Raw genomic sequence first — 12,372 nt, forward strand, 5'->3', positions numbered from 1 at the left:
GAATGTTCTTGGCCTGCGCAATATGCCGCCGAACAAAAAATCAGGCGAATGCCAAGGTCGCAACGACCGGGGCGTGATCGGACGGTTGTTCGTTGCGGCGCGGCTCCTTGTCGATGACGCAGGCGGTGCAGCGCTTGACCAGCGGCGCGGACAGAAGGACATGATCGATGCGCAGGCCGGCATTGCGGCGGAACGCGAACTGGCGGTAGTCCCACCAGCTGAAGGATTTCTCCGGTTGCTCGAAAAGGCGGAAGGAATCCGCCAGTCCCAGGTCGAGCAGGGCGCCGAAAGCCTTGCGCTCCGGCTCGGACACCAGCACCTGGCCTTCCCATTTTTCGGGGTTGTGCACGTCTTCGTCGGCCGGCGCGACGTTGTAGTCGCCCAGCACGGCCAGCCGCGGATACTGCTTGATCTCGTCGGCCAGCCAGGCTCGCATGGCTTCGAACCAGTCCAGCTTGTAGGCGTACTTGTCCGAACCCACCGACTGGCCATTGGGACAGTAGGCGCAGACCACGCGCACATCGCCTTCGGGGCTGGGGAAAGTCAGCGCCAGGACGCGCTGCTGCGGATCTTCATACCCGGGAATGTTGCGCACCATCGACGTGCCGGGCACGCGCGAAATGATGGCGACGCCGTTATAGGTTTTCTGGCCCGCCCAGACGGCGTGGTAGCCGGCTTCGGTGAAGGCGGCCTCGGGGAACTTGTCGTCCGTGAGCTTGAGTTCCTGGATACACAGCACGTCGACGGGATTGGCTGCCAGCCAGTCCAGCACCTGCGGCAGGCGCACATTCAGGGAGTTCACGTTCCAGGTGGCTAATTTCATGGTTTTTGTAGACCGTTCATTCATGCGGCTTGCGGCGGCGTCGCCTGCCACGGTCCCGGTTCCAGTTAATCATCTGGCCATACATCCGGGGCGTGGTCGGCGGTCGCCGGGGACAGACGCAGATGATACCGTGGCCGCGCCGCTCGAGCCGGCGGGCTGTCCATTCTGAAGTTGACGTAGAGGCTTTCGAGGCTTCGTGCCGCAAGCAATCTGGAGCAGATTCGAAGCCCTGTAAAAAGCGCCAGGTTAGGGCGAAAACGAGGGCGCGGCGATAGACATTCGATTTTTCATTAATGATAATTGTTCGCAATAGATTGAATTATTACAAGTCACCATAAATCTTTGCGCGGAGGCGCTTCAATGTCCATGGGTACGCAGGGAGTGGGGCTTGGAGACATATTCATTACGCATCGGGCGCAGCTTCGTCGCATCGCGCAAAGAATCGTGGGCACGCCGGAGATCGCGGACGAAGTCACGCAAGACGCCTACCTGAAACTCATGGAAGGGGCATGCGCGCGCGATGTCAGCAAACCTTATAGCTATTGTTGCCAAGTGGTCCGCAATCTGGCGTTGGACCACTGCCGCCGTCAGGCCGTCGAATCTACGTATCGCATCTATACCGACGACGGGGAATTGCCGCAGGTCGCCGGCGGCTGCGTGCCGGACCGGCGCTTCCAGGAGCGGCAGGTGATCGATGCCATTGACCAGATCCTGGGCACCTTGCCGCCCAGGACGCGGCGCGCCTTCGAACTCTACAGGCTCGGTGGTTTGACGCAGCGGGAGGTTGCGCGGCAAATGGGCTGCTCAGCCACGCTTGTGAACTTCATGCTCCGGGATGCCGCCGAGGCCGTCGCCAGCTGCCGCGATTTGCTGGAGGCCTGAGCCCGCAGGCATCAGGCTGCGCAATTGCCCCTTGGGCCAGGTGGGCGCAGGCATGCGGTTTGGACAGCATGTCGTCCCTGAGAGAGGTTATCGTGGATAACCTTTTCCTTTACCATAGCGCCAACCAGCCTTTTAGCCCCCAAGGTAGCCTATGGGCGATGACATCAATTCGAAGCAAGACCCGGTCTGGGATGTTGCCTGGTCCTGGGTGCTGCGCCAGCACGAGCACGATAGTTTCGATGCAACCGACGAAGCCGAGCTGGTGCAATGGCTCGCCGCCGATGCGGCACATCGCCAGGCCTACGACAAGGCTGGCCGCCTGTGGTTGATGGCGGGTCTGGTTCCTTCCGCGAACGATATCGATGTTCCGGGCACTAAGGACCTCGGCGGCAAGGCCTAGTTTTCAGGCCTGTTCTCGCCAAGTCTGCCTCCATTGACGCCGTGCCGCCATGCGCGGCTTGTATCTCCTTCCCCGCAGCAAACTCGATCAGCGCGGCGGTGCTGGTGATCTCCCACGACGACCGCTATTTCCATCTGGCCGACCGCCTGATACGGATGGAGAATGGCCAGATCGTGGCAATCGAAACGCCGGTTGCGCGCGATCCGGCGACCTTGGCGCCCGCCGAGCTGGCTGCCGCGCAATGAGAGGCAGCCGTTCCCCGGCGCCGCCCAGATAGTTTATGTGTGAATTTTTATTTCCACCCTGCGTGGCGTGCTCAGCCAGGGATGATTGCTCCGCGCCGCTGGCGGGCAATACACAAAATGTTCTATTTCTTGCGGTTTTCTAATGCCTGAGAATTGACCCGGCGTCTACGCTCCCTACAGTTCCCTGAACGGAGAGGAGTATGAAGCCCCTTGATTTGGATCAGGTTTCTCCTGGTGTGGCCGTCATGCCTGGCGTCCCCATCGTCGGCTGGTTGCTGGACGGGCCGCAACCTGAGTTCACCGATGTCGTCAGCGTCGCCCGCCAATGGATGGCGGACGGGCAGCGCGTGTCAGAAGTGGTGCGGGCGCAGGACTACCGCGCAACGCCCGCGGGGCCTGGGCACATCCTGATGCGCGCCTGCGCCATCGCGGGCCAGCGTTGAGGCGCCGGGGAGAAAACAATGAGAACCGGAGTGATCAGGCTCAACGGGCATCAGCTCGAATACGAACTCAGGCCGCTTGCGTCGCAGCAAGGCTACGAAGCCTGGGTGCGCACCGCTCCAGGCCGCGAATGGACGCGGATAGGCGTGGGCGATTCCGCCTTCGTGAGCGAGGACGCCGCGCTCAAGGGCATCAAGTACGCCGCAGTGGAAATCAGCGCGAGACGATTGCAGGCATAGCGCGCGGCGCGCCGTGTTGGCGCAACGCGGCTCAACCCTTCACCAGTCCGCCGTCGACGATCAGGTTCTGGCCCGTCACCGCGCGCGACCAGGGGCTGGCGAAGAACAGCACGGCGTCGGCGAATTGCTCGGGCGTGGTGACTTCGCGCAGCGGCGTGCCCGCGGCAATCATGTCGAAGACCGCGTCCGGCGTGGCTGCCGAGGCGTCGGTGGTGCGCAGCAAGCCTCCCGACACCATATTGACGGTGATGCCGTCCGCGCCCAGTTCATGCGACAAGGTGCGGGTGAAGGCCAGCAGCGCCGCCTTGGCCGCGGTGTAGTCGTGGTATGGCACCACCGGGTTCTGGACCAGGTTGGTGCCCACGTTGATGATGCGCCCGCCGCCAGCGGTCCGCATGGCGGGCAGAGCGGCCTGCGTGGTGTTGAGCGCGGCGCGCACGCTGCCTTCCAGCTGCGCGTTCATCTGCGTCCAGTCCAGCGCGCCGGCATGCGGACGGGCATCGCCGTTGAACTGGAAGGCGGGCAGGGCGTTGTTGACGACGGTGGTCACGGGCTGGCCGAAATGCTTGGCGGCTTGCGCGAACATGGCGGCGACGGCGGCCGGGTCGCGCACGTCGGCCTGCAGCGCGATGGCGCGGTCAGGCGCACTGGCGGCCAGTGCCTGCGCGCGTTCGGCGCTGTTCAGATAGTTGACGACGACCTTGGCGCCTTCGCGCAGGAAGGCGCGGGCGATGGCGGCGCCCAGGCCGCGGCTGGCGCCGGTGACGACGACGAGCTGCTGGTTCAGGTCCAGGGAGGGGCGTTGTTGCGATGACATGTAGTTAAGGCTTCCTGCTCAATGTTCCGAGCCGCTGTTCAGCATGCGGCTGCGGGCTTTTTCAATATGGGCGCGCATGACGTTGCGCGCGCCTTCGGCGTCCTGTTCCTGGATCAGCCGGTAGATGTGGCGGTGTTCTTCGATGGCGGCGCGGGTGCGCTTCCAGGGTTCGCTGTGGACCAGGTGGCGCATGACGTTCACGGCGTGGCTGACGTCGTACTCCAGGGATTTCAGCACCTGCACGAAGCGCTGGTTGCTGGTGGCCGCGGCGATGGCGCGGTGGAATCCGTAATCGTGATGGTGGGCGATGGCGCCGGAAGCGTCGGCTTCTTCGTAGCCGGTCAGCATGCGGTCCATTTCGCGCAGGTCTTCGTCGGTGCGGCGCAGCGCAGCCAGGTAGGCGCATTCGGGCTCGATCACCATGCGCAGTTCCAGGCCTTCCAGGATATGGCCGACGCGGCGCGCCGGGTCGACCGCGGGCATGCCGCCCATCAGGTCGGGTTTTGCGCGCACATAGGTGCCAGAGCCGCGGATGGAGTCCACCAATTGGTCTTCGCGCAGCCGATCCAGCGCCTGCCGCACCACCGGTCGCGATACCTCGAACAGCGCGGCCAGCTCCAGTTCCGTTGGCAGCTTGTTGCCGGGCGCGATCTTGCCGGTGGCAATGGCATAGAACAGGCTTTCGTAGACGCGCTCGGCAAAGCGTTCGGCGCGCACGTAGCCCAGGCCCGAAGCCACTTCCGCCAGCACGTCCAATTCAGGACGGGGGCGGTCCACGGCTTGCAGCAGCGATTCCAGCTGTGGATCCCGCACATTGCTCATCGTCATTCCTACATGCATTGCCGGGCTTGTCAGTCACCATGACAAATCCGGGGTGGCGTTAAGCCGCTGAATTATTAGGGATTACCCGAGGTGGTCGGGAAATATCCTGACTCTTGGGACAAAAGCTGTCAATTCAATTGACAAGTTGCGGCGCGCTCCCGTACCTTGATCCGAAACCAAAACGCAACCCGCGCGCGACGCCATATCCCCGCAACCGGCCGTTCGGCCGCTACTTTACTCCGCACATCGTGACTCAGAAGAACTTTATCGCCAACCAATGGGTGGCCGCCGCCACCGGTGAAACCATTCCCGTCCTGAACCCGTCCGATGGCAAGCCCTTCGAGGCGATCGCGCGTTCGGGCGCGGCGGACGTGGACCGCGCCGTGACCGCGGCGCGCGAGGCTTTTGAAGGCGAGTGGGGCCAGATGGCGCCCGCTGCGCGCAGCCGCCTCTTGATGCGTATCGCCTTTGCGCTGCTGGAGCGTCAGGAAGAGCTGGCGCAGCTGGAATCGGCCGACACCGGCAAGCCCATCAAGCAGGCGCGCGCCGACGCCGCCGCCGTTGCCCGCTACTTCGAGTTCTATGCCGGCGCGGTCGACAAGCTGCATGGCGAGACCATTCCCTACACCCCGGGCTTCACCGTGCTGACGGTGCGCGAAGCTCACGGCGTCACCGGCCACATCGTGCCCTGGAACTATCCGCTGCAGATCTTCGGCCGCAGCGTCGGCGCGGCCCTGGCCGCGGGCAACGCGTGCGTGGTCAAGCCCGCGGAAGACGCTTGCCTGTCGCTCTTGAAGCTGGCGGAGATCGCGGCCGAGGTCGGCCTGCCGGCAGGCGCCTTGAACATCTGCACGGGTTATGGCCATGAAGCCGGCGCGGCGCTGTCCGCCCACCCGGGCATCGACCACATCTCGTTCACCGGTTCGCCGCAGACGGGCAAGATGGTGGCGCATGCCGCCGCCGAAAACCACGTGCCGGTCACGCTGGAACTGGGCGGCAAGTCGCCCCAGATCGTGTTCGACGATGCCGACCTGGACGCCGCCATGCCGGTGCTGCTGGCCGCCATCATCCAGAACGCGGGCCAGACCTGCTCGGCCGGCAGCCGCGTGCTGATCCAGCGCGGCGTGTACGAAACGGTGCTCAAGCGCCTGTCCGACGCGTTCTCGGCCACCGTTACCGGTCCGGCCGCGGCCGACCTGGACGTGGGCCCCCTGATCAACGCGCGCCAGCAGGACCGCGTGCGCGGCTTCCTGGCTGAAGCCGAAGCTGAAGGCATGAAGGTCGCGGCCCGCGGCAAATTGAAGGAAGGCACGCCCGAGGCCGGTTTCTACCAACCGCCCGTGCTGTTCCGCGACGTGCCGCCCAACAGCCGCCTGGCGCAGGAAGAAGTCTTCGGCCCGGTGCTGGCCGCCATGGTGTTCGACACCGAGGAAGAGGCGCTGGAAATCGCCAACGGCACGCTGTACGGCCTGGTGGCCGGCGTCTGGACCCGCGACGGCGGCCGCCAGCTGCGCCTGGCGCGCAAGCTGCGCGCAGGTCAAGTCTTCATCAACAACTACGGCGCTGGCGGCGGCGTGGAGCTGCCTTTCGGCGGTTCGCGCCAGTCGGGCTATGGCCGCGAGAAGGGCTTTGAAGCGCTGTACGGCTTCACCACCCTGAAGACGATCGCCATCCGCCACTGATCCCGGCTTGCGGGCGGCCCGGCCCCTGGCAAAATATCGGTTAACGTTGATGTTTTGCTTCAGGGGCGCCGCCCCGCATTCAGGATCCGTATGTTCACCGGTATTGTTCAAGGCACCGCGAAGATCGCCAAGATCGCGGATCGCGAAGGCCTGCGCACTTTCACGCTGGATTTCCCCCCTGGTTTTTGCGTGGACCTGGCCATCGGCGCCAGCGTGTCCACCGATGGCGTCTGCCTGACCGTCACGGAAATCCTGTCCGAGAACCAGGCCACTTTCGACGTCATGCTGCAAAGCCTGGCCATCACCACCCTGGGCAGCTACCAGGAGGGCGACCGCGCCAACGTCGAGCGGGCCGCCAAGGACGGCGCCGAGATCGGCGGCCATCCCTTGTCCGGGCACGTGGATTTCACCTCTGAAGTGGTGATGGTGAAGTCGTCCGATACCAACCGCCTGATGCGCTTCAGCATCCCCGAGGCATTCCGCAAGTATGTCTTCGCCAAGGGCTATATCGCCATCAACGGCGCCAGCCTGACCGTATCGGAGGTCAACCGCGTCGAGGGCTGGTTCGAGGTCTGGCTGATTCCGGAAACCCGCCGCATGACGGTGTTCGAGGACAAGCAGGTGGGCGATTTCGTCAACATCGAGATCGAACGCAGCACCCAGGTGGTGGTCGATACCGTGCGCGAAACCGTGCAGGAAAGCCTGGGCAAGCTGCAGCCGCTGCTGGAAGCCATCCTGAAGGAAAAGGGGCTGACGCTGGAAGACTTCGTCAGTCCGCAGGGCAAGCTGAAGTAGTGAGCGGGGGCGGGGCAGGCGGTGCCGGGCCCCTCAGCCGGAAAGCCGGGCCGAAGTCAGGTCCGTCAGCACGCCATTTTCCAGGACAGCCATCGTCAACTTGTCGACCGTGCCGCGAATTTCAAGTCCGTTGCGGTTCAATTCATCGCACAGCGATTTCATCAGTGCCCGGTTGGTGGACGACCCCATGGTGATGTGCGGCACATAAGGAATGTCCAGGCGCAAGGTCGGCGCCAGCACCTGGCGGTACAGGGCGTCATGCAGCCGCGACAGCTGGCTGTGGCCTTCATCGGGAACCAGGTACGCGTAAGCGTGCGCGGGGTCGGCCCCCAGCATGGCGTAACGGCATACGAAGTCTATCGGGCCGTGCAGGCCTGCGACCTCTTCGAGGTGCTGCTGGTAGGCCTGTTCGTCGATGCCCGCGCAGCCGAATGCCATGGTGAAGTGCGCCTGCACCAGCGGATGCTGGCCGTCATGCTGGCGCCGGAACTCCTCGATGAACGCGGAGTCCGACGCGCCGAGGCGCGGATAGGCGAGCGTATGGAGCTTTTTCATGCTTCCAGTCTGCCACTGCGCCGCGCGAAAGCAAACCCCGCCGGCTGGCGGCGGGGCGGGGCGTTCAGTAAGAGAACGGCTTGCCTTGCGGCCGCACGCGGATGCCGGGCTGCAGCCGGGTCCAGGGCAGGTCGGCCGGGTCGGCCTGCATCGGGCCGGGCGCCTTGGCCACCAGCACTTCGTGGGCGATGGGCTGGAAGTCCGCGCGGAAGTGCACGGAACTCTTCACCACCAGGATTGCCATTTCCTCGGGCTGCACGCCGCCGACGCGGAACAGGTTGCGGTCCAGCATCTGCGACTTGGTGGCGCTGACCACCACCCGCACGCCGCCGATGCGCAGGCCGGCCACGGCTTCCAGGTCCACGTCCATGCCGTTCATCATCGGCCCGTCAAAGCGCAGCTTGCCGGGCGACAGGGTTTCGACCACGAACTCGCCTTCGAAAGCCGAGTCGCCCGCCACGCCCGATTGGCCTCCCAGGCTCAGGCGGACCTTGCCGCCGATGCCGGCCGCGGTGGCCTGGCGTACCGCCTCGGGGTCGTAGAACAGCCCCAGCGCGGCATTCTGGGCATCGGCCTGCACCAGCGCGCGCAGCATGCCGGTGGTATTGGCGTCGCCGCCCGCGCCCGGATTGTCCTGCGTGTCGGCGATGACCACGGGGCGCGATGCGCCCGCCGCCAGCGCCTGCGCGCGGCGCACGGCCTCGGACGGATCGAGGAAGTCGGGCGACCATTGCGGCTCCAGTTCCAGCACGCGCTGGTATAGGGTTTCGGTCACGCGTTCGACGGCTGCCGCATCGGTGCCGTAGGCCCAGACCACCGGGCCGCACTCGGGGAAGTCCGCCGCCGGAAAGCCGGGCGCGAACGAGATGGAGGCCACGCCCGGAGTCTGCTCCAGGCTTTCCAGCAGCTCGTACACACCCTTGGACGGCTGCAGCATCGTGCACATGCCGTTGATCGGAATCAGGAAGGGCAGGCGGCGTTCGCTGCGGCTCCAGCTGTCGCCGGCCGCGATGCGGGCCTGCAGCAGGCGCGCCGCGTGCTCGCCGGTGTCGGCCATGTCCACATGCGGATAGGTGCGGAACGCGGCCAGGCCGTCGGCTTCCTGCAGCATCTGCGCGGTGACGTTGGCGTGCAGGTCCAGGCTGGCGATCACCGGCACGTCGGGCCCGACGATCTGGCGCACGCGCGCCAGCAGTTCGCCTTCACCGTCGTCCAGGTGTTCGGCGACCATGGCGCCGTGCAGGTCGAGGTAGACGGCGTCGTAGCTGCCGTTGCGGGCCGCGTCCAGGATTTCGCCGGCGATTCGTTCGTAGGCGTCGCGGGTTACATGGGCCGAGGGGCTGGCGCCCGCCCAGATCACGGTCTCGACCGTATGGCCCTGGGCCAGCGCCGCGTTGATGAAGCCGCCGGCGGGGATGTTGACCTCGCGCAGCGCCAGCATGTCCTTGCCGCGCACCATGGCGGGGAATCCTTCGCCGCGCACGAAGTTGTCGTAGGCGGCGAGCGACGGCGCGAAGGTGTTGGTTTCGTGCTGGAAGCCAGCAACCAGAATATGCATGATCGTTTCCTGTGAGTTGGACTTCAGGCGCGGGCGGGCGCGGAACGGGGCGGACGGTTCACCAGCAGGAGCAAGGCGCCTGCCACCAGCAAGGCGGAGATCACGTACAGGCCGCCAGCCAGCGTGCCCGTGGCTTCCTTGGACCAGCCGATGATGGACGGGCTGAGGAAGCCGCCGAGCAGGCCGATGCTGTTGATGAGGGCGATGCCGCCGGCTGCTGCCTCTCCTTTGAGGTACTGCGAAGGAATCGCCCAGAATACCGTGTAGGAGGCCCACATGAAGCCCGTGGCCAGGGTGATGGCGCTCAGGGATAGCGCGAATTGCGTCGGCGCGGCGGTGGCGATGCACAGGGACACGCCGGCCAGGAGCGCCGGAATCAGCGTATGCCAGCGCCGTTCCTGCATGCGGTCCGAGCTGCGCGCGAACCACAGCATGAAGACCGCCGCGGCGATGTAGGGGATGGCGGAATACAGGCCGATCTCCATGGTGTCGTGCACGCCCGCCAGCTTGAGCAGCGTGGGCAGCCAGAAGCTGACGGCATAGATGCCGCAGATCAGGCAGAAGTAGGTCAGGGCCATGCCGTAGATGACGGGGTCGCGCAGCACCTGCTTGAAGGCGTGCTTCTGCTGCGTGCCGCGGGTCTCCAGGTCGGCCGCCAGCAGCGCTTTTTCCTCGGCGCTGAGCCACTTGGCCTCGGCCGGCTTGTCGTCCAGGTAGCGGTACGCGATGACGCCCAGCAGCACGCAGGGCAGGCCTTCCAGCAGGAACATCCATTGCCAGCCGTCCAGGCCGTGCGCGCCCGAGAACGCGGTCATGATCCAGGCCGACACGGGGCCGCCGACGATGCCGCCGATGGGGCCGGCCAGCATCACCACCGCCATGACGCCGGCCATGCGCGACTGCGAGTACCAGTAGGTCAGGTAGAAGATCATGCCGGGCGCGAAGCCGGCTTCGAATACGCCCAGCATGAAGCGCAGGACGTAGAAGCTCCATTCGCCCTGCACGAACAGCATCGAGGCCGAGGTCAGGCCCCACAGCACCATGATGCGGCTGATCGTGCGGCGAGCGCCGATGCGGGTCAGCAACAGGTTGCTGGGTACTTCGAAGATGACGTAGCCCAGGAAGAAGATGCCGGCGCCCAGGCCGTAGACGGCGTCGGAAATGCCGATGTCCTGCTGCATCTGGAGCTTGGCGAAGCCGATGTTGATTCGGTCCAGGTAGGCAAAGACGTAACAGAGCAGCAGGAAGGGCAGCAGGCGCCACGTGATCTTGCGATAGAGCGGGGCCAGGCGCGGGTCCGCGCCCGGCGTGGTCGGATGGGGCATTGCATGTCTCCTCGCGCGGGTCTGGCGCCCGCGCTGGCTGGGGTTGGGCCGGAAACCCTGTGGCTTCCGCGGCCGCCATTATTGGAAGACAGGGGCGTTCCGAACAATGACCGGGGTGATAAATTATCGTTGCCCTGTGGGCAACGCTTGTATCACCTTCAACCGGCGCCACCCGGCGCCCCAGGAACGCGGGACATGCAGGAAATCAGCCAGGTCCGCCTGAAGTACTTCAACGAGGTCATGGCCTGCGGCTCGATCCGGGGCGCGGCCGACAAGCTGGATACCGCGGCCTCCGTGATCAGCCGGCAGATCCAGCTGCTGGAAAAGGAACTGGGCGTGCAGTTGTTCGAGCGGCGCTCGCGCGGGCTGACGCCCACCGAGGCCGCCGATATGCTGCTGGAGTACCACCGCGGCTGCCGCGCCCAGCAGGAACATCTGAATGCGCGCCTGCAGGAATTGCGCGGCATGCAGCGCGGCAACGTGCAGCTGATGATCAGCGAAGGCTTTATCGACGGCCTGATGGAACACGTGGTCGGGCCGTTCTGCATCGAATATCCGCAGATCAACATCAGCGTCAACGTCGGTTCGGTCAATGAGGTGGTCGAGGCGGTGGCCTCGGACGCGGCCCATATCGGACTTGCCTACAACCCGCCGGTGGACCCGCGGCTGCGCTGCCGCGCCAGCCGCAAGCATCCGGTCTGCCTGCTGGCGGGCCGCGGCCATGCCCTGGCCGCAAGGCGCGGGCCGCTGACCATCGCCGACATCATGCCGTATCCCTTCGCGCTGATGTCCGCGCCCTACGGGCTGCGCCAGGCGGTGGACCTGCTGGAATTCACCGAGCGCATCCATCTGACGCCCAGCCTTACCACCAATTCGCTGCGCGTACTGAAGCAGTACGCGATGACCGGAGCGGGCGTGACGCTGATGCCGAACCTGGGCGTGCATCATGAGCTGGCCAGCGGCGAACTGGTGGCGATTCCCATCGCGCATCCCATCCTGAGCGCGCCCGAATGCCAGGCGCTGCTGCGGCTGGGGCGGCCGCTGTCGTCCGCCGCCAATGAGGTCATGCGGCGCATAGAACAACGCCTGCCGGCGTTCTCGGGCGGCTGAGCGCCAGCGCGCCGGGCCGCGCCCGCTTACAATGGGCGCACTTTCGGAGGTATCACCATGTCGGTCACAACCGATATCAAAATACGCCCCCTGGAGCGTGGCGACCTGCACTTCGTGCACAAGATCAACAATAACGACGTCATCATGCGTTATTGGTTCGAAGAGCCTTACGAGGCCTACGACGAACTGGTCGCCCTGTATGACCGCCACTTGCACGACCAGAACGAGCGGCGCTTCATCATCGAGCACGACACCGGGCAGCCCGCCGGCCTGGTCGAGCTGGTGGAAATCGACTACATCCATCGCCGCGCCGAATTCCAGATCATCATCGCGCCCAGCTATCAGGGCCGGGGCTACGCCAAGGCGGCGACGCGCATCGCTGTGGGCTATGCCTTTCGCGTGCTGAACCTGCACAAGGTCTATCTGGTGGTGGACAAGGACAACACCGCCGCCGTGCACATCTATGAGCGCTGCGGCTTCCAGATCGAAGGACTGTTGAAGGAAGAGTTCTTTTCCAACGGCGGCTATCGCGACGCCTACCGCATGGCGCTGCTGCAGCACGACCATCTGCGCGACGTGGGGCCTGGCGCGCCGGACGCGCCGGTGCTGCGCGACTGGCCGCAGGAAGAGCAGGCGGGCTGAGGCCTGCTTTTCCCGGCGGCCATGCAATGCATGCGC

Annotated in this window: 15 protein-coding genes; 9 read left to right on the forward strand and 6 right to left on the reverse strand. The window is 65.3% G+C overall.

Annotated features, from left to right (window positions below):
• Positions 1-40: 40 nt before the first annotated feature.
• Positions 41-823, reverse strand: a complete 783-nt coding sequence (gene xth / locus AC1RHV_RS00340) for an exodeoxyribonuclease III (protein WP_054456551.1) — start codon at positions 821-823, stop codon at positions 41-43.
• Between the two features lie 360 nt (positions 824-1,183).
• On the opposite strand from xth, the gene AC1RHV_RS00345 reads away from it, so the two are divergent.
• The 5 genes from AC1RHV_RS00345 (at position 1,184) to AC1RHV_RS00365 (ending at position 3,030) form a co-directional block, all read left to right on the forward strand.
• Positions 1,184-1,705 carry a sigma-70 family RNA polymerase sigma factor gene (locus AC1RHV_RS00345; protein ID WP_492299594.1) on the forward strand — a complete coding sequence of 174 codons (522 nt, stop codon included), beginning with the start codon at positions 1,184-1,186 and terminating at the stop codon, positions 1,703-1,705.
• A 151-nt stretch (positions 1,706-1,856) separates the two neighbouring features.
• Positions 1,857-2,105, forward strand: a complete 249-nt coding sequence (locus tag AC1RHV_RS00350; RefSeq protein WP_054456553.1) for a FecR/PupR family sigma factor regulator — start codon at positions 1,857-1,859, stop codon at positions 2,103-2,105.
• A gap of 104 nt (positions 2,106-2,209) precedes the next feature.
• Positions 2,210-2,350, forward strand: a complete 141-nt coding sequence (locus tag AC1RHV_RS00355; protein ID WP_437340986.1) for a hypothetical protein — start codon at positions 2,210-2,212, stop codon at positions 2,348-2,350.
• A gap of 200 nt (positions 2,351-2,550) precedes the next feature.
• Positions 2,551-2,793, forward strand: coding sequence for a hypothetical protein (locus AC1RHV_RS00360; RefSeq protein ID WP_054456554.1), 243 nt, complete (start codon positions 2,551-2,553; stop codon positions 2,791-2,793).
• Positions 2,794-2,811: 18 nt separating this feature from the next.
• On the forward strand, positions 2,812-3,030 hold the full coding sequence (locus AC1RHV_RS00365) for a hypothetical protein (protein WP_125472666.1): 219 nt from the start codon (positions 2,812-2,814) through the stop codon (positions 3,028-3,030).
• Positions 3,031-3,061: 31 nt separating this feature from the next.
• On the opposite strand, the gene AC1RHV_RS00370 is transcribed toward AC1RHV_RS00365, so the two are convergent.
• Both AC1RHV_RS00370 and AC1RHV_RS00375 read right to left on the reverse strand, forming a co-directional pair.
• On the reverse strand, positions 3,062-3,847 hold the full coding sequence (locus tag AC1RHV_RS00370; RefSeq protein WP_175162609.1) for a 3-oxoacyl-ACP reductase: 786 nt from the start codon (positions 3,845-3,847) through the stop codon (positions 3,062-3,064).
• Positions 3,848-3,865: 18 nt separating this feature from the next.
• The gene (locus AC1RHV_RS00375; RefSeq protein WP_054456557.1) at positions 3,866-4,669 is read right to left on the reverse strand and encodes a FadR/GntR family transcriptional regulator; all 804 of its coding nucleotides are present in this window, start codon (positions 4,667-4,669) and stop codon (positions 3,866-3,868) included.
• A 245-nt stretch (positions 4,670-4,914) separates the two neighbouring features.
• Here AC1RHV_RS00375 and AC1RHV_RS00380 point away from each other — a divergent pair, with 245 nt between their 5' ends.
• Positions 4,915-6,351, forward strand: a complete 1,437-nt coding sequence (locus tag AC1RHV_RS00380; RefSeq protein ID WP_119449139.1) for an aldehyde dehydrogenase family protein — start codon at positions 4,915-4,917, stop codon at positions 6,349-6,351.
• 90 nt (positions 6,352-6,441) lie between these two features.
• On the forward strand, positions 6,442-7,146 hold the full coding sequence (locus tag AC1RHV_RS00385; protein ID WP_054456559.1) for a riboflavin synthase: 705 nt from the start codon (positions 6,442-6,444) through the stop codon (positions 7,144-7,146).
• Positions 7,147-7,179: 33 nt separating this feature from the next.
• Here AC1RHV_RS00385 and AC1RHV_RS00390 read toward each other — a convergent pair whose 3' ends face one another.
• The 3 genes from AC1RHV_RS00390 to AC1RHV_RS00400 all read right to left on the reverse strand — a co-directional run bounded on the left by AC1RHV_RS00390 (position 7,180) and on the right by AC1RHV_RS00400 (position 10,584).
• Positions 7,180-7,701, reverse strand: a complete 522-nt coding sequence (locus tag AC1RHV_RS00390; RefSeq protein ID WP_054456560.1) for a 2'-5' RNA ligase family protein — start codon at positions 7,699-7,701, stop codon at positions 7,180-7,182.
• Positions 7,702-7,765: 64 nt separating this feature from the next.
• Positions 7,766-9,259 carry a M81 family metallopeptidase gene (locus AC1RHV_RS00395; protein WP_119449119.1) on the reverse strand — a complete coding sequence of 498 codons (1,494 nt, stop codon included), beginning with the start codon at positions 9,257-9,259 and terminating at the stop codon, positions 7,766-7,768.
• A gap of 23 nt (positions 9,260-9,282) precedes the next feature.
• Positions 9,283-10,584, reverse strand: a complete 1,302-nt coding sequence (locus AC1RHV_RS00400) for an MFS transporter (RefSeq protein WP_054456562.1) — start codon at positions 10,582-10,584, stop codon at positions 9,283-9,285.
• Positions 10,585-10,779: 195 nt separating this feature from the next.
• Between AC1RHV_RS00400 and AC1RHV_RS00405 the strand changes: the two genes are divergently transcribed.
• Complete coding sequence (locus AC1RHV_RS00405) at positions 10,780-11,694, forward strand: LysR family transcriptional regulator (RefSeq protein WP_119449121.1); 915 nt, start codon at positions 10,780-10,782, stop codon at positions 11,692-11,694.
• Positions 11,695-11,751: 57 nt separating this feature from the next.
• Positions 11,752-12,336, forward strand: a complete 585-nt coding sequence (speG, locus tag AC1RHV_RS00410) for a spermidine N1-acetyltransferase (RefSeq protein ID WP_013393257.1) — start codon at positions 11,752-11,754, stop codon at positions 12,334-12,336.
• Positions 12,337-12,372 lie beyond the last annotated feature (36 nt).

Source organism: Achromobacter sp. GW823-FHT04E03, assembly GCF_058796095.1.

Excerpts from the sequence above, each read along its gene's own strand:
- xth (WP_054456551.1), bottom strand. The coding sequence starts at position 823 with ATGAAATTAGCCACCTGGAACGTGAACTCCCTGAATGTGCGCCTGCCG.
- AC1RHV_RS00345 (WP_492299594.1), top strand. The coding sequence starts at position 1,184 with ATGTCCATGGGTACGCAGGGAGTGGGGCTTGGAGACATATTCATTACG.
- AC1RHV_RS00350 (WP_054456553.1), top strand. The coding sequence starts at position 1,857 with ATGGGCGATGACATCAATTCGAAGCAAGACCCGGTCTGGGATGTTGCC.
- AC1RHV_RS00360 (WP_054456554.1), top strand. The coding sequence starts at position 2,551 with ATGAAGCCCCTTGATTTGGATCAGGTTTCTCCTGGTGTGGCCGTCATG.
- AC1RHV_RS00365 (WP_125472666.1), top strand. The coding sequence starts at position 2,812 with ATGAGAACCGGAGTGATCAGGCTCAACGGGCATCAGCTCGAATACGAA.
- AC1RHV_RS00370 (WP_175162609.1), bottom strand. The coding sequence starts at position 3,847 with ATGTCATCGCAACAACGCCCCTCCCTGGACCTGAACCAGCAGCTCGTC.
- AC1RHV_RS00375 (WP_054456557.1), bottom strand. The coding sequence starts at position 4,669 with ATGAGCAATGTGCGGGATCCACAGCTGGAATCGCTGCTGCAAGCCGTG.
- AC1RHV_RS00385 (WP_054456559.1), top strand. The coding sequence starts at position 6,442 with ATGTTCACCGGTATTGTTCAAGGCACCGCGAAGATCGCCAAGATCGCG.
- AC1RHV_RS00390 (WP_054456560.1), bottom strand. The coding sequence starts at position 7,701 with ATGAAAAAGCTCCATACGCTCGCCTATCCGCGCCTCGGCGCGTCGGAC.
- AC1RHV_RS00395 (WP_119449119.1), bottom strand. The coding sequence starts at position 9,259 with ATGCATATTCTGGTTGCTGGCTTCCAGCACGAAACCAACACCTTCGCG.
- AC1RHV_RS00400 (WP_054456562.1), bottom strand. The coding sequence starts at position 10,584 with ATGCCCCATCCGACCACGCCGGGCGCGGACCCGCGCCTGGCCCCGCTC.
- AC1RHV_RS00405 (WP_119449121.1), top strand. The coding sequence starts at position 10,780 with ATGCAGGAAATCAGCCAGGTCCGCCTGAAGTACTTCAACGAGGTCATG.
- speG (WP_013393257.1), top strand. The coding sequence starts at position 11,752 with ATGTCGGTCACAACCGATATCAAAATACGCCCCCTGGAGCGTGGCGAC.